A 15,335-nucleotide genomic window follows, 5' to 3' on the forward strand; every position below is an offset into this window, starting at 1 on the left:
CGACGCCCGACCCCCGTGTCCGACGCCCGGTCGCCGGCTAGTGGAGCCCGACCCCCGTGTCCGACGCCCGGTCCCGTGCCCGACACCCGACCCCCGTGTCCGACGCCCGGTCGCCGGCTAGTGGAGCCCGATCGCCGTGTCCGACGCCCGATCCCGTGTCCGACGCCCGACCCCCGTGTCCGACGCCCGACCCCCGTGTCCGACGCCCCGTCGCCGGCTAGTGGAGGCCGATCGCCGAGCAGTCCGACTTGTACTTGCCCGTGCAGATGTCGGAGACCTTGTAGATGCCGTCCGCGATGACCGTGGACTTGATGTTCTTCCTCGTCAGGGCCGTCACCGTGACGAGCTGGGCGGGGATGTCCTTGTCGGTGGGGCTGTCGACCGTGTCCTCGGTGAGGGCGTCGAACTCGATGTCCTTGCCCTGGACCTTGGCGATGGCCATCTGCGCGGCGGCGGTGGCCTCGTCGGGGTAGGACTTGTAGACGCTCATGTACTGCTCGCCGGAGACGATCCGCTGCACGGCCGCCAGTTCGGCGTCCTGGCCGGTGATGGGCGGCAGGTCGGTCACGCCGGCGTCCTCGAAGGCCTTGACGATGCCGCCGGCCATGCCGTCGTTGGCGGAGTAGACCGCGGCGATGTTGTCCTTGCCGATCTTGTCGATCGCCTCGGCCATGTTGGCCTGGGCGTTCTCCGGCTTCCAGTCCTTGGTGTCGTAGGACTCGGCGATCGTCACCTTGCCGTTGAGCTCCGACAGCGCGCCCGCCTTGAACTGCTTGGCGTTGGGGTCGGTCGGCGAGCCGTTCATCATGACGATCTTGTCGGAGGTGTCGGCGCCCGAGCCGAGCGCCTCCAGCAGGGTGCGGCCCTGCACCTCGCCGACCAGCTCGTTGTCGAAGGAGACGTACGCGGTGATGGGCCCCTCGGCGAGCCGGTCGTAGGCGATGACCGGGATGCCGGCGTCCTTGGCCTTCTTCACCTCACCGGCGATGGCGTGCGAGTCGACCGCGTCCAGCAGGATGATGTCGACCTTGTCGTCGATCATCTGCTGCATCTGCGTGGCCTGCTTGTCCGCGTCCTGGTCGGCGTTGGCGTAGTCGACCTTGCCCTGGTTCTTGGTGAGCGAGGCGACCTGCTTCTTGATGATGGGGTAGTCGAAGCTCTCGTAGCGGGTGTTGGCCGTCTCCGGAAGCAGCAGACCGACGGTGACGTCGTTGCCCTTGGTCGGGCTCGCCGAACTGCCGTCCGAGGACGCGTTCAGCACGCCGCAGCCGGCCAGCGAGAGGGACAGCGTGGACGCGACGGCCACGGCTATGGCGATACGACGGCGCATGGAGGAGCTCACTTCTGGGGTCTTCCGGACGCGGGCGCAACTGTGCGACCCAGGTGACTGAAAAAGCCAACGCGGCCCCGGCCCCGGGCGTCAAGCGGAACTACTTAACGAGTGCGCAACACCACTCTCCGCCGAGCTTGTGAAGGGTCGGCGGAATCGCCCACAGACACCCTTTACGGTCTCTCCATCAACGGCAGGCCATACGAAGGCAAAGATCCGTACAACCAACCGCTTTCCTCGCGAGTCGTGATCACGACAGTTCCAACAGCCGTGCCACTTCCGCTCAGAGGACCGAATGTTCCCAGCCAGACGTACGACAGCCGCGACGCTGGTGCTCGCGGCCGCCGGCGCCCTGCTCTCCGCCGCCGTCCCCGCCTCCGCCGCCACCAGCTGCGCCTCGCCGGTGTACAAGCGGCAGTTCTTCGCGAACACCACGTTCTCCGGGACGGCGAAGAAGACCGACTGCGACTCCGCGATCGACCAGAGCTGGAGCGGCGCCCCGGTCTCCGGGCTGCCCCGGGACAACTTCGGCGTGCGCTGGTCGGTGACCCGGGACTTCGGCTCGGGCGGCCCCTTCGCGCTGAGCGCCTCCGGGCTGGACGGCATCCGGGTCTACCTCGACGGCGTCCGCAAGATCGACCTGTGGAAGAACACCTCCACGACGGTGCGCAAGACGGCCAACGTCACCATCCCCGCCGGGAAGCACACCCTGCGCGTCGACTACGTCAACTGGACCGGCGCGGCCAAGGTGACGTTCACCTACACCCCCCGCACCTCCGCCACCGTCGACAAGGTCAAGCCCCTTGCCCCGACCGGCGCTTCGGTGTCGTACGACGCCGCGACCGGCAAGGCGAAGCTGCGCTGGACGAAGAACAAGGAGATGGACCTCGCCGGGTACAAGGTCTACCGGCGCCTGAAGGGCAAGCCGTTCGGCACCAAGCCGCTGGCGACGACCACCGGCGCCACCTACACCGACGTCCCGCCGCAGACCGGCGACGTCTACTACTACGAGGTCCGCGCCTACGACAAGGCGGGCAACCAGTCCACCGGCTCCGCCGACCAGGGCGTCACGACGCCCGACAAGACCCCGCCCGCGCCGCCGTTCCTCGAAATGGACGCCTGCCCCGACGCGCAGCCCTACGCGGCCCCGGAGATGGTCACCACCGCCGCCTACGCGGCCGACATCGCCCTGTACGCCCTCCAGCGGCTCGACCCGGCCACCAACACCTGGTCGACCGTCTACACCGGCACCAAGGGCGCCGTCTGCGACACCGGCCAGCCCGCCGACGGCAGCGACGTCACCTACCGGGCCCGGGCCCGGGACGCCGCCGGCAACTGGTCGGCGTACTCGGCGGCCACGAAGTTCACCACCTCCGACCTGACCCCGCCGGCCCCCGTGACCGACGCCCGCGTCGAGTACCGCGAGGGCGTCCCGCACCTGGTGTGGCCGGCCGTGGACGGCGCCGCCTCCTACCAGGTGCTGCAGTTCGACCCGGCGACCGGCGGCTACGTCGACGCGCTGTCCGCCGCCACCACCGCGACCGACGTCGTGCCCCGCCAGTCCGCCGCGGTCGCCGACACCTACCACTACGTGGTGCGCTCGGTCGACGCGCACGGCAACGCCGCCGCCCCGGCGGAGGTCACCCTCACGATGGCCGACCGGCCCGAGGCCGTCCCCGCCTACGAGACGACCGCCACCCGGTTCGGCGACGGCGTGATGATCGAGTGGGCGAGCGCCGACCCGTGGACCTTCTACCAGGGCCCGCTGCCGACGTACCGGATCGTCCGCACCGACCCGGCGACCGGCGAGAGCGCGGTCGTGGACCAGTGCAAGCCCAACCTGTCCTGGGACGCCCCGCTGGAGGCCCCCGCCACGTCCTGGTGGTGGGCCGACGACGACGCCCCCTCCTACGCCGGCCGCACGATCGTCCGCGGCACCTGCTGGGACGTCTCCGGCGCCTCCGAGACGACGTACGAGTACCGGGTCGTGACCGTCGACCCGTACGGCCACGCCTCGCAGCCCGGCCCGGCGGCCACGGCCACCACGCCGGACACCGAGCGGCCGGGCCCGGTCGTGGACCTGACGGCGCGGCAGGTGCCGCTCGGCGTGCAGCTGACCTGGACGCCGCCCGCCGACGACGACGTCACCGAGTACTACGTGTGGCAGGGCACGACCGACCCGGACACCGGTGAGACGGTCTGGAGGAAGAACTGCTGGACGTCGGACTCCTCGGCGACCGGGATCGTCTGCCCGACCGTCCCCGACGGCGGCACGCACGTCTACCGGGTGGCCGCGGCGGACGGCCACCACCTGTACGAGGACAAGGGCCCCGACTTCTTCCACACCACCGACGTCCCGGTCACCCTGCCCGACACCCGGCCGCCCGGCTGGACGGGCACCGAGGTCCGCGCGGACACCTACCCGGACCTGTACGTCGGCTGCTCCGAGAGCTCCGGCCTCGGCGACTGCTCCCGGTTCACCGGCTACCGCGTGGAGCGCTGGGACGCCGCCACGGCCGCCTGGGCCACCCTCACCGAGGGGGCGGCGGGTGACGCGACCAGCTACATGGACACGACGGTGCACGACGACACGCTCGGCCTGTACTACTACCGTGTGATCCGCCTGGACGCCTCGGGCGCGGAGGCGTCGGTGACCTCGCAGGCGTACGGCATCTGGGAGTACTGACCGCAGGGACGGTGAGGGGCCCGGAGGCTGCTGCCTCCGGGCCCCTTCCGCGTGCGTGCGCGCGCCTAGTCCTTGGCCTTCTTCGGCCGCCACACCACCAGCGCGCTGGTCTGCTGCACCTCCTGGTACGGCACCAGGTCGCGGCGGTACGACGCGTGCACCGCCGCCTCCCGCTGCTGCATCGCCGCCGCCGCGCCGTCGAGGGCCGCCTGCAGTTCGGCGACCCGGGACTGGAGCGCGGCGACCTGGTTCTCCAGCTCGATGATGCGCTTGATGCCGGCCAGGTTGATGCCCTCGTCCTGCGACAACTGCTGCACCTGGCGGAGCAGTTCGATGTCGCGGGCCGAGTAGCGGCGGCCCCGGCCGGCGGTGCGGTCGGGGGAGACCAGGCCCAGGCGGTCGTACTGGCGCAGCGTCTGCGGGTGCAGACCGGAGAGCTGGGCCGCCACCGAGATGACGTAGACCGGGGTCTCCTCGGTCAGTTCATACGGATTGCGTCGACGGCCGTCCATCTCGATCAAGCTCCCTTCGCGGCCTGGAACAGCTCCGCCCGCGGGTCCTCGCCCGCGGTCGCCTCGCGATACGCCTCAAGCGCGTCACGAGCCTTCCCCGTCACGTCCTTGGGAACACTCACCTCGACGGTGACCAGCAGGTCCCCGCGGGTGCCGTCCTTGCGGACCGCGCCCTTGCCACGGGCGCGCATGGTGCGGCCGTTGGGCGTACCCGGCGGCAGCTTCAGGGTGACGGGCGGGCCGCCCAGGGTGGGCACCCGGATCTCGCCGCCCAGCGCCGCCTCCGCGAACGTCACCGGCACGGTCACCGTGAGGTTGTCGTCCTTGCGGCCGAACACCGGGTGGGCGCCCACGTGCACCGTGACGTACAGGTCGCCGGCCGGGCCGCCGCGCTCACCGGGCGCGCCCTTGCCGCGCAGCCGGATGCGCTGCCCGTCCGACACCCCGGCGGGGATGCGGACCTGCATGGTGCGCGAGGACTTGGCGCGGCCGGAGCCGTGGCAGACCTCGCAGGGGTTCTCCGCGATCAGACCGCGGCCCTTGCAGTCCGGGCAGGGGTCGGTCAGCGAGAAGCCGCCGCCCGATCCCCGGGCCACCTGGCCGGTGCCGACACAGGTCGGGCACACGCGCGGGTTGCCGTTCGCGTCGCCGGTGCCCGAACACGCCTTGCACGGTGCCTGCGAGGACATGCGCAGCGGGACCGTGGCCCCCTCGATCGCCTCCGTGAAGCTGAGGGTGACCTCAGTGTCGATGTCCTGGCCGCGCCGGGGCTGGGTCCGTGTGGTGCCCGCGCCGCCGCGGTTGAACAGGCCCCCGAAGACGTCACCGAGACCGCCGCCGAAGCCGCCGGCTCCGCCCTGGGCACCGCCTCCGAAGAGGTCGCCCAGGTCGAAGTTGAAGGAGCCGCCCGCACCGCCCGGCCCGGGGCGGAAGCCGCCGTTGCCGAAGAGGGCGCGTGCCTCGTCGTACTCCTTGCGCTTCTTGGGGTCACCGAGGACGTCGTTCGCCTCGGAGATCTCCTTGAAGCGCTCCTCGGCCTTGACGTTGCCCTTGTTGGCGTCCGGGTGGTACTCGCGGGCGAGCTTCCGGTACGCCTTCTTGATCTCGGCCTCGGTGGCGTCCTTGGGGACGCCGAGGACCTTGTAGTAGTCCTTCTCGATGAAGTCCTTGGTGCTCATCCCCGACGTCCCTCCTTCCGCTCACTGCCTATGACCTCAGCCCTCCTCAGGGCCGCTGTCCTTGTCGTCGCCGGCCTCGGACCCGCTCTCCTCGGCCTTCACCGTCTGCGCGCCCGGCTGCGGTTCGGCCACCGCCACCCGCGCGGGGCGGATGGTGCGCTCGCCGATGCGATACCCGGGCTGCAGGATCGCCACGCAGGTCGTCTCGGTGACGTCCGGCGCGTAACTGTGCATCAGGGCCTCGTGGATCGTCGGGTCGAAGGGCTCGCCCTCCTTGCCGAACTGCTGCAGACCCATCTTCGCCGCGACCGTCTCCAGCGACTCCGCGACGGACTTGAAACCGCCGACGAGTTCGCCGTGTTCCCGGGCGCGGCCGATGTCGTCGAGCACGGGCAGGAGCTCGGTCAGGAGGTTCGCGATGGCGATCTCCTTGACCGTGATCCGGTCCCGCTCCACGCGGCGGCGGTAGTTCTGGTACTCGGCCTGGAGCCGCTGGAGGTCCGCCGTGCGCTCGCCGAGCGCCGTGCGCACCTGGTCCAGCTGGGCCGTCAGACCGGCGATCTGGGCTGCGTCCCCGGCCGGGGCCGCCCCCTCCCCGTTCGAGGGGGAGGCGGCCTCCGGCTCGGCGTCGTCAGAGGTGGCGCCGGAGGGGACGTCGGGCTTCTCCTCGAAGCCCGGGGTCTCCTCCGTCACGCGGCACCGTCCTTGCGCTCGTCGTCCACGATCTCGGCGTCCACGACGTCGTCGTCGGCCTTCGGGGCCTCGGCGCCGCCGGCGGCGGCCTGGGAGGCCTGGGCGTCGGCGTACATGGCCTGGCCCAGCTTCTGGGAGACGGCCGCGACCTTCTCCGTGGCGGAGCGGATCTCGGCGGTGTCCTCGCCCTTGAGCTTCTCCTTCAGCTCGGCGACGGCGGACTCGACCTCGGTCTTGATCTCGCCCGGGACCTTGTCCTCGTTGTCCTTGAGGAACTTCTCGGTCTGGTAGACGAGCTGCTCGCCCTGGTTGCGGGTCTCGGCGGCCTCGCGGCGGCGGTGGTCCTCCTCCGCGTACTGCTCGGCCTCCTGGCGCATCCGGTCGACCTCGTCCTTCGGCAGCGAGGAGCCGCCGGTGACGGTCATCTTCTGCTCCTTGCCCGTGCCCAGGTCCTTGGCGGTCACGTGCATGATGCCGTTGGCGTCGATGTCGAAGGAGACCTCGATCTGCGGCACGCCACGGGGCGCCGGCGGCAGACCGGTCAGCTCGAACATCCCGAGCTTCTTGTTGTACGCCGCGATCTCGCGCTCGCCCTGGTAGACCTGGATCTGCACGGACGGCTGGTTGTCCTCGGCCGTGGTGAAGATCTCGGAGCGCTTGGTCGGGATCGTGGTGTTGCGCTCGATCAGCTTGGTCATGATGCCGCCCTTGGTCTCGATGCCGAGGGACAGCGGGGTGACGTCGAGCAGCAGGACGTCCTTGACCTCGCCCTTGAGGACACCGGCCTGGAGCGAGGCGCCGATGGCGACGACCTCGTCCGGGTTGACGCCCTTGTTGGCCTCCTTGCCGCCGGTCAGCTCCTTGACGAGCTCGGCGACGGCGGGCATACGGGTCGAGCCACCCACCAGGACGACGTGGTCGATCTCGTTGATGGAGATGCCGGCGTCCTTGATGACGTTGTGGAACGGCGTCTTGCAGCGCTCCAGCAGGTCCGCGGTCAGCTGCTGGAACTGGGCGCGGGTGAGCTTCTCGTCGAGGTGCAGGGGGCCCTCGGCGGAGGCGGTGATGTAGGGCAGGTTGATCGAGGTCTCGGTGGAGGAGGACAGCTCGATCTTGGCCTTCTCGGCGGCCTCGCGGAGGCGCTGGAGGGCCATCTTGTCCTTGGAGAGGTCCACGCCGTGACCGGACTGGAACTGCTTGACCAGGTAGTCGACGACGCGCTGGTCCCAGTCGTCACCACCGAGGTGGTTGTCGCCGTTGGTGGCCTTCACCTCGACGACGCCGTCACCGATCTCCAGGAGGGACACGTCGAAGGTGCCGCCACCGAGGTCGAAGACCAGGATCGTCTGGTCGTCCTTGTCGAGGCCGTAGGCGAGCGCCGCCGCGGTGGGCTCGTTGACGATGCGCAGGACGTTCAGACCGGCGATCTCGCCGGCCTCCTTCGTCGCCTGGCGCTCGGAGTCGTTGAAGTAGGCCGGGACGGTGATGACCGCGTCGGTCACCTTCTCGCCCAGGTAGGCCTCGGCGTCCCGCTTCAGCTTCTGCAGGATGAACGCGGAGATCTGCTGCGGGTTGAAGTCCTTCCCGTCCAGCTGGATCTTCCAGTCGGTGCCCATGTGGCGCTTCACGGACCGGATGGTCCGGTCCACGTTGGTGACCGCCTGACGCTTGGCCACCTCGCCGACGAGCACCTCGCCGTTCTTCGCGAAGGCGACGACGGACGGCGTGGTCCTGGCACCCTCGGCGTTGGTGATGACGGTGGGCTCGCCGCCCTCCAGAACGCTGACGACGGAGTTAGTCGTGCCCAGGTCGATGCCGACCGCACGTGCCATGGTTGATTCCTCCAGCTGACTTGAGTGGAACGGACTCAAGTGTGCATGACGGCGAGGTCTGGGTCAACAGACCTGAGTCCCCACGACTCAACTCTTATCCGTTCCTTACACGCAACTGGCCTCTGACCTGCGTGGACGCCGATCCCCTAGGGGTGTAACCAGGGATACGGAGCATCGCCAGGACGACGACCACGGCCCCGGCCGCGACCCAGAACACCCCGGACTGCGCGACCCACCCCAGGTGCACGAGGACGGCGACGAGTACCCCGCCGAACGCCCCGATCCCGAGCAGCACGGTCACTCCCTGCGGGGTGAGCCCCAGCCGCCGCAGCCGGTGCGCGAGATGGTCGGGGCCGCTTCGGAGCACGGGCCGCCCGGCCAGCCGCCGGGACACCAGGACGAGGACCGCGTCGGCGCCGGCGACGGCGGTGAGCGCGAACAGCACGCCGGCACTGGAGGCGAGCGAGTGGCCGGTACGGGTGAACACGGCGGCGGACGCCAGCAGGAACCCGGCGAACAGGGAGCCGCAGGAACCGAGCCCCACGCGCGCGGGATGCCAGTTGTGCATGAGGAACCCGGTCAGCGCGGCGGCCAGCACGCTGAGCAGCACGGCGAGCCCGTCCATCACCTCCGCCGCCGCGCAGGCGCCCACCCCGAAGGCGGTGAGCACGCCGACGGTCCCGGCGAGCGCGTCGGCGTGGTCCAGGGCGCGAAAGGCGAGCGCGACGAAGGTGATCCATCCGACGGCCAGCACCCCGCCGGCGATCCCCGTCTCCTCGTACGGCACCACACAGGCCGCCGCGATCGCCGTACCCGCGACGAGGACCCGCGCCGTGACGCGCCACAGGTCGGCGCCGAGCCCGAGCAGGGCGACGACGGCCCCGGCGGCGATCAGCCGCCCGACCCCGTCCCCGAGCCGCGCGACGCCGGCCCGGTCCCCCGCCACCGCGACCGCGCAGGTCGCCGCCGCCACCGCGACGCCTCCGCCCAGCGGCACCCGGCGCCGGCACCGCCGGTCGACGATCCCGAGGCGCAGGGCCGGGGCCCGCACCAGCGCGGTGAGCACGGCGGCGAGGAGCAGGGCGGCGGTGGCGGCGGCGATCCCGTAGAGCACGGGTCTAAGTTAGGGGTGAATGTACCAATTTGGTACGAATAACACGATCAGATCCTGAGGTGAGCCTCAGCGACGCAGATCACCGCACGTCTGACTACAGTGCGGCGGAGAATGTGGGTAGTCTCAGACGGACTGCATAAGTTACCGCTTAGTAATGTCGGGGAATCCGCAGAGAGTCCCCAGAAACCCTCGCAGGCCCGAGGAGCCCCCAATGCAACTCGCCGCGATCATCGTGTCGCTGGTCCTGATCGTGGTTGGCGTGGCCCTGTTCGCCCGCGCCATCCTGCAGATCTACAACTACATGCGGCTCGGCCAGAGCGTGCCCGCGGGTACCCGCACCGACGAACCCGTGCAGCGCACCGTCACCGTGGCCAGGGAGTTCCTCGGCCACACCCGGATGAACCGCTGGGGCATCGTGGGCGTGGCGCACTGGTTCGTGGCGGTGGGCTTCTTCACGCTGCTGCTGACGATCGTCAACGCCATCGGCCAGCTCTTCCAGGCCGACTGGCTGCTGCCGGTCCTCGGCGACTGGGCACCGTACAACGTCTTCGTCGAGTTCATCGGCACCATGACCGTGCTCGGCATCCTGGTGCTGATCGCCATCCGCCAGCTGAGCCACCCGCGCAAGCCGGGCCGCAAGTCCCGCTTCGCCGGCTCCAACTTCGGCCAGGCGTACTTCGTCGAGTCCGTCATCCTCATCGTCGGCGTCTGCATCTTCATGCTGCACGCGCTGGAGGGCGCCCAGCACCACGTGGACGGCTACGAGGCCTCGTTCTTCATCTCCTACCCGGTGGTGCACTGGCTGGAGGGCATGGACGTCTCCACGCTCCAGAACCTCACCTACTTCTTCGCCGGCCTGAAGATCGCGACCTCCTTCATCTGGATGATCACCGTCGCCCTGAAGACCGACATGGGCGTCGCCTGGCACCGCTTCCTGGCCTTCCCCAACATCTGGTTCAAGCGCAACGCGGACGGCTCCACCTCCCTCGGCGCCCTGCTGCCGATGACCTCGGGCGGCAAGCCGATCGACTTCACCGACCCCGGTGACGACGACGTCTTCGGCGTCAGCCAGGTGGAGCAGTTCTCCTGGAAGGGCCTGCTGGACTTCTCCACCTGCACCGAGTGCGGCCGCTGCCAGTCGCAGTGCCCCGCCTGGAACACCGGCAAGCCCCTCTCCCCCAAGCTCCTGATCATGTCCCTGCGCGACCACGCGCACGCCAAGGCCCCCTACCTGCTGGCCGGCGGCGGCAAGACCATGGAGGGCGAGGAGAAGGCGTCCGAGGAGCAGCTGGCCGGCGTGCCGGCGGCGGCCCTCGCCGAGGCCGAGCGCCCGCTGGTCGGCACCGCCGAGGAGAACGGCGTCATCGACCCGGACGTCCTGTGGTCCTGCACCACCTGCGGCGCCTGCGTCGAGCAGTGCCCGGTGGACATCGAGCACGTCGACCACATCGTCGACATGCGCCGCTACCAGGTGATGATCGAGAGCTCCTTCCCGTCCGAGGCGGGCACGATGCTCAAGAACCTGGAGAAGAAGGGCAACCCCTGGGGCCTGGCCAAGAAGCAGCGCCTGGAGTGGACGAAGGAAGTCGACTTCGAGGTGCCGGTCGTCGGCCAGGACATCGAGGACCTCACCGAGGTCGAGTACCTGTACTGGGTCGGCTGCGCGGGCGCCCTGGAGGACCGCGCCAAGAAGACGACCAAGGCCTTCGCGGAGCTCCTCCACATCGCCGGCGTGAAGTTCGCCATCATGGGCGGCGACGAGAAGTGCACCGGCGACTCCGCCCGCCGCCTGGGCAACGAGCCCCTGTTCCAGGAACTCGGCATGGAGAACGTCATGGCGCTGAACATGGCGTTCGGCGAGGAGCTCGACGACGACGGCAAGGTGGTCCCGGAGTCCGCCAAGCCGAAGTCGGCGAAGAAGATCGTCGCCACCTGCCCGCACTGCCTCAACACGATCGGCAACGAGTACCCGCAGCTCGGCGGCGACTACGAGGTCATCCACCACACCCAGCTGCTCCAGCACCTCGTCGACGAGGGCAAGCTGATCCCGGTCACGCCGGTCGAGGGCATCATCACCTACCACGACCCGTGCTACCTGGGCCGGCACAACAAGATCTACACGCCCCCGCGCGAGATCATCGGCAAGGTCCCGGGCCTGCGCAACGAGGAGATGCACCGCCACAAGGAGCGGGGCTTCTGCTGCGGCGCGGGTGGTGCGCGGATGTGGATGGAGGAGCGGATCGGCAAGCGCATCAACAACGAGCGCGTCGACGAGGCCCTCTCCCTCAACCCGGACATCGTCTCCACGGCCTGCCCGTTCTGCCTGGTCATGCTCACCGACTCGGTCAACGGCAAGAAGAACGACGGCAAGGCCAAGGAGTCGATCCAGGTCGTCGACGTCGCCCAGCTGCTCCTCGACTCCGTCAGGACGCCGGTCGACCCGGCGGGCGAGGAGGAGACGGAGACCGCGCCGGAGCCGGAGCCGGTGAAGTAGCCCGTACGACGCAACGGCGCCCCCTGCCTCTTGATCCCTTACGAGGGTTACGAGGCAGGGGGCGCCGACGTGTCAGGCGCCCTTCGCAGCCGCCCGCCGACGTGTAGGCGCTCTTCACAGCCGCCGACGTGCAGGCGCCCTTCGCAGCCGCCGACGTGTCAGGCGTTCTTCGGAGCCGCCTGCTGGACGACCTCGAAGGACCACAGCGTCGACCCACTGGCCGCCGGCTTCGGCCGCTCACCGCCCTCGCCACCGCCCTGGTGCGCGGACTTCATCGGCCCCTCCATCCACGCCTGGAACGACTCCTCGTCCCGCCACCGCGTGTACACGAGGTACTGGTCGGTCCCCTCGACCGGCCGCAGCAGCTCGAACCACTCGAACCCGTCGGACCCCTCCACGGCATGGGCCCGCGAGGCGAACCGCTTCTCCAGCACCTCACGCTGCTCGGCGGGTACGGTCAGTACGTTGATCTTGACGACGCTCATGACCCCATCCTGTCGCACGGCCGATCAGAACGACGTGAAGCCCTCCCTAGGGGACATCACGGCGTTCCCTTAAGGGATGTCACAGGTCGGCCGCAAAGCCGGGAGCGGAAGGCCGGGCCCGGCACGTCGCTTCCCGGGACCGGGTACGTTCGAAGGCGTGGCTGGATTCAGGATCGGACGCGGCGCCCGCAACCAGGGCGCTCCGCAAACGCGCCCCCAACAACCTCCGTACGGCCGTCAGGCCCCGCAGGGACCGTCGTACGGCGGCGGCTACCCCCCGCCCCCGCAGCAGCCGTACGGCAACGGTGGCCAGGGCGGCGCCGGCTGGCCGCAGGCCGGCAACGGCGGCTACGGCAACGGCGGTGGCAACGGCGGTTACGGCAACCAGGGCGAGCCGGAGTACTTCGGCGACGGCGGCGCCTACGCCCCGCAGGGCGCCCCGGACCCGTACGCGGCGAACAACCCGGGCCACACCCAGGCGTTCTCGTTCGGCGAGGACCCCTACACGCAGGGCCAGACCTACCAGGCGGGCTCGACCCCGCCCGCGCCGTCGGGCCCGATCGGCCCGCGCCTGCACTGGAAGGACCTGCTGCGGGGGATCGTCCTGTCCCCCAACCAGACGTTCCTGCAGATGCGGGACTACACGATGTGGGGCCCGGCCTTCATCGTCACGTTCCTCTACGGCCTGCTCGCGGTCTTCGGCTTCGACGGCGCGCGGTCGGACGCGATCAACGCGACCCTGTCGAACGCGGTGCCGATCGTCCTGACGACGGCCGTGGCGATGGCGCTGTCCGCCTTCATCCTGGGCGTGGTCACCCACACCCTGGCCCGCCAGCTGGGCGGCGACGGCGCCTGGCAGCCCACGGTCGGCCTCTCCATGCTGATCATGTCCCTCACGGACGCGCCCCGCCTGGTGTTCGCCATGTTCTTCGGCGGCGACGCGACCTTCGTCCAGGCCCTCGGCTGGGCGACGTGGGTGGCGGCCGGCGCCCTCCTCACCCTGATGATCAGCCGCTCCCACGACCTCCCCTGGCCCAAGGCCCTGGGCGCGTCGGCGATCCAGCTGATCGCCCTGCTGTCGATCGTGAAACTCGGCACGTTCTGACCCGAGGCCACCACCGCTCAAAAGGGCCCCCGGCGCGATGCCGGGGGCCCTTTCACCCACCGCGAACGGACAGCGCCCCTCTACGCCCCTCTAGGCATCGAGCACCTGCCCGACCCGCCGCACCACAGGCGGCTCGACACTCCACGGACGGTTGCCTCCGAGGGTTGTCACGCACGGTGAATGACCAACGTCAGGCCCCCGGCCAGTGCACCGACGACGGCAGGTACCGGCCGTAGACGGCGGGATTCGTGTCTCGGATACTCGGGATGCGTCAATGCCTGTTGTCCCTAGGGCGGCGCGTTGGACAGGGGGAAAACTTGCTGGCAAACCTGCTGCCGGGCCTTCGTGACGTCCGAGCCCCGCTCTCAACAGGCTGCATCTGGCTCCTGACACTGTGGCTCCTCCTGGAGGACCGCGTGCCGGACCCACAGCAGGCGCACGGCGTCTGGGCTTCGCTGTATCGCCTCGACGATCTGATCGGCCCCGCCGGAACACTCGCGTCCGGAGCCTTCCTCGCCTATCTGATCGGCGCCATGCTCTCCGTTCGCGTGGTCACCGTGAACGCGAAGGAAGCACCGAAAGCAGGCCGTTTCTGGGGCGCCAGGACGACCCTCACACCTCGCGTGTCACGTCTCGCGTACGACGACCTGGTCGGCTTCCTCCGAGACCAGGGACGCGTACCTCCGAAACCAGAGGTCAACGCCGCAGGGGATTTGGAGCGCGAGCGCGGCGAACGCCTCGTGGTGAACCTGGCCGCACGAGACATCCTCGGCGAGACACGGCAACTCCGCACAAAATTACTGATTGCCAACTACGACCTGTTCAACGAGTACGACCGAGCCGTGGGTGAGGCAGAGTTCCGGAAGAACGTCGCGTACGCCCTTGTAGGCCTGACAGCCACGCTTAGCTGGTTGCAATCCCCCTGGTGGGCACTCATGCTGATCGTCTCCGCCCGGCTGTACATCGCCGGCGTAGGAAGCGAGCGAGCGGCCAACGACGTCATCGTCCAGGCCGTGGTGGCGGAACTCATCACCCCTCTCGCTCTGACCGGGGCTGCGGGAGTTCCGGCCGTCCCTGCGAGACGGGGTCAGTAGAGGAGACCACCCGACCACGCGAGAGCGGTGTCCCAGGCTTACTGAGACACCGCTCTGTTATTGCGCTGCGCCGCCGCCAGCCATCGCCGCCGGTCAGCGCCAAACAGGTTCGATCAGACTCGGATCGAACTTCCGCCGCCCCTTGCCAGCGGGGTGGATCAGTACAGCCGACAGGCTGTGCAGAATCAGCGCCTGCTGACGCTCGATCGGAAGGGAGTGGAAGTCCTCCTCGATGTCGGCGCTCAGAGATTCGGCTTGCTGCCGCGCCTTGTTGAACCGACCGCGCTCCAGCTTCAGCTCATCCCGACGCCGCTCAAGATCCGGCAGCAGCAGAAGCAGCGTCAACACGGTGATCTTCTGCGCCTTCGCGGCCTGAGTCAGTTCGGCAAGGTCGGCCTCGACGGAGGCCAGCTCGGCTGCCCGTGGCCACTGTTCAGCCAGGGCGACAGTGCTGGCCGCAGCTCGCTCCCGCTGCTCGGCGAGGACCAGACTGATGATGAACTCGTCGACGGGCTCACCGACGCGCCCGACCTTGCCGCACCCGCCGTTCACCACAGAGCACTGGTAGGTGAACTTGGCTGCTTTGGAACCCGGTTTCCAGAGCCTGTTGGTCTGCCCCCCGGATCTTGGTGTGGCACAGCCCGCACCGCGCGATGCCAGACAACAGGTACTTCCGGGCAAGCATGCGTCCTGGCTCCTTCCGCTTGCGCTCGGCAACGACCGCACACACCGCTTCCACTCCGCCCCGCTCCAGCCCGGCCGGCGCCCGTGCCGCGCTCATCGCAATCAGTCGCCTGATGCCAGAGAGGGGG

General features: G+C 69.5%; 12 protein-coding genes. 4 read left to right on the plus strand and 8 right to left on the minus strand.

Annotated elements, in window-relative coordinates:
- Positions 1-217 precede the first annotated feature (217 nt).
- On the minus strand, positions 218-1,330 hold the full coding sequence (locus tag ACYF6T_RS23425) for a substrate-binding domain-containing protein (protein ID WP_461698769.1): 1,113 nt from the start codon (positions 1,328-1,330) through the stop codon (positions 218-220).
- 295 nt (positions 1,331-1,625) lie between these two features.
- On the opposite strand from ACYF6T_RS23425, the gene ACYF6T_RS23430 reads away from it, so the two are divergent.
- Complete coding sequence (locus tag ACYF6T_RS23430; RefSeq protein ID WP_461698770.1) at positions 1,626-4,016, plus strand: fibronectin type III domain-containing protein; 2,391 nt, start codon at positions 1,626-1,628, stop codon at positions 4,014-4,016.
- Positions 4,017-4,081: 65 nt separating this feature from the next.
- On the opposite strand, the gene ACYF6T_RS23435 is transcribed toward ACYF6T_RS23430, so the two are convergent.
- The 5 genes from ACYF6T_RS23435 to ACYF6T_RS23455 form a co-directional block, all read right to left on the minus strand.
- Complete coding sequence (locus ACYF6T_RS23435; RefSeq protein ID WP_461698771.1) at positions 4,082-4,528, minus strand: heat shock protein transcriptional repressor HspR; 447 nt, start codon at positions 4,526-4,528, stop codon at positions 4,082-4,084.
- Positions 4,529-4,533: 5 nt separating this feature from the next.
- On the minus strand, positions 4,534-5,706 hold the full coding sequence (dnaJ, locus tag ACYF6T_RS23440) for a molecular chaperone DnaJ (RefSeq protein ID WP_461698772.1): 1,173 nt from the start codon (positions 5,704-5,706) through the stop codon (positions 4,534-4,536).
- Between the two features lie 36 nt (positions 5,707-5,742).
- Positions 5,743-6,399 (minus strand): nucleotide exchange factor GrpE, encoded by a 657-nt coding sequence (gene grpE / locus ACYF6T_RS23445; protein WP_461698773.1) that lies wholly within the window; start codon positions 6,397-6,399, stop codon positions 5,743-5,745.
- Complete coding sequence (gene dnaK / locus ACYF6T_RS23450) at positions 6,396-8,231, minus strand: molecular chaperone DnaK (RefSeq protein ID WP_461698774.1); 1,836 nt, start codon at positions 8,229-8,231, stop codon at positions 6,396-6,398. The genes grpE and dnaK overlap by 4 nt, the downstream gene beginning before the upstream one ends.
- A gap of 94 nt (positions 8,232-8,325) precedes the next feature.
- On the minus strand, positions 8,326-9,345 hold the full coding sequence (locus ACYF6T_RS23455) for an MraY family glycosyltransferase (RefSeq protein WP_461698775.1): 1,020 nt from the start codon (positions 9,343-9,345) through the stop codon (positions 8,326-8,328).
- Positions 9,346-9,556: 211 nt separating this feature from the next.
- Between ACYF6T_RS23455 and ACYF6T_RS23460 the strand changes: the two genes are divergently transcribed.
- Positions 9,557-11,839, plus strand: coding sequence for a heterodisulfide reductase-related iron-sulfur binding cluster (locus tag ACYF6T_RS23460; RefSeq protein WP_461698776.1), 2,283 nt, complete (start codon positions 9,557-9,559; stop codon positions 11,837-11,839).
- A 158-nt stretch (positions 11,840-11,997) separates the two neighbouring features.
- Here ACYF6T_RS23460 and ACYF6T_RS23465 read toward each other — a convergent pair whose 3' ends face one another.
- Positions 11,998-12,324 carry an antibiotic biosynthesis monooxygenase family protein gene (locus tag ACYF6T_RS23465; protein ID WP_461698777.1) on the minus strand — a complete coding sequence of 109 codons (327 nt, stop codon included), beginning with the start codon at positions 12,322-12,324 and terminating at the stop codon, positions 11,998-12,000.
- Positions 12,325-12,400: 76 nt separating this feature from the next.
- Between ACYF6T_RS23465 and ACYF6T_RS23470 the strand changes: the two genes are divergently transcribed.
- Positions 12,401-13,429, plus strand: a complete 1,029-nt coding sequence (locus ACYF6T_RS23470; protein WP_461698778.1) for a Yip1 family protein — start codon at positions 12,401-12,403, stop codon at positions 13,427-13,429.
- A 416-nt stretch (positions 13,430-13,845) separates the two neighbouring features.
- The gene (locus ACYF6T_RS23475) at positions 13,846-14,523 is read left to right on the plus strand and encodes a hypothetical protein (protein ID WP_461698779.1); all 678 of its coding nucleotides are present in this window, start codon (positions 13,846-13,848) and stop codon (positions 14,521-14,523) included.
- Positions 14,524-14,616: 93 nt separating this feature from the next.
- Here ACYF6T_RS23475 and ACYF6T_RS23480 read toward each other — a convergent pair whose 3' ends face one another.
- Positions 14,617-15,078: a hypothetical protein gene (locus ACYF6T_RS23480; RefSeq protein WP_461698780.1), complete on the minus strand. Its 462-nt coding sequence runs from the start codon at positions 15,076-15,078 to the stop codon at positions 14,617-14,619.
- Positions 15,079-15,335 lie beyond the last annotated feature (257 nt).

The organism is Streptomyces sp. 7R007, from assembly GCF_054850255.1.

Bases quoted from the DNA above. Each gene is read 5' to 3' on its own strand.
- ACYF6T_RS23425 (WP_461698769.1), bottom strand. From the start codon at position 1,330: ATGCGCCGTCGTATCGCCATAGCCGTGGCCGTCGCGTCCACGCTGTCC.
- ACYF6T_RS23430 (WP_461698770.1), top strand. From the start codon at position 1,626: ATGTTCCCAGCCAGACGTACGACAGCCGCGACGCTGGTGCTCGCGGCC.
- ACYF6T_RS23435 (WP_461698771.1), bottom strand. From the start codon at position 4,528: ATGGACGGCCGTCGACGCAATCCGTATGAACTGACCGAGGAGACCCCG.
- dnaJ (WP_461698772.1), bottom strand. From the start codon at position 5,706: ATGAGCACCAAGGACTTCATCGAGAAGGACTACTACAAGGTCCTCGGC.
- dnaK (WP_461698774.1), bottom strand. From the start codon at position 8,231: ATGGCACGTGCGGTCGGCATCGACCTGGGCACGACTAACTCCGTCGTC.
- ACYF6T_RS23460 (WP_461698776.1), top strand. From the start codon at position 9,557: ATGCAACTCGCCGCGATCATCGTGTCGCTGGTCCTGATCGTGGTTGGC.
- ACYF6T_RS23465 (WP_461698777.1), bottom strand. From the start codon at position 12,324: ATGAGCGTCGTCAAGATCAACGTACTGACCGTACCCGCCGAGCAGCGT.
- ACYF6T_RS23470 (WP_461698778.1), top strand. From the start codon at position 12,401: ATGTCACAGGTCGGCCGCAAAGCCGGGAGCGGAAGGCCGGGCCCGGCA.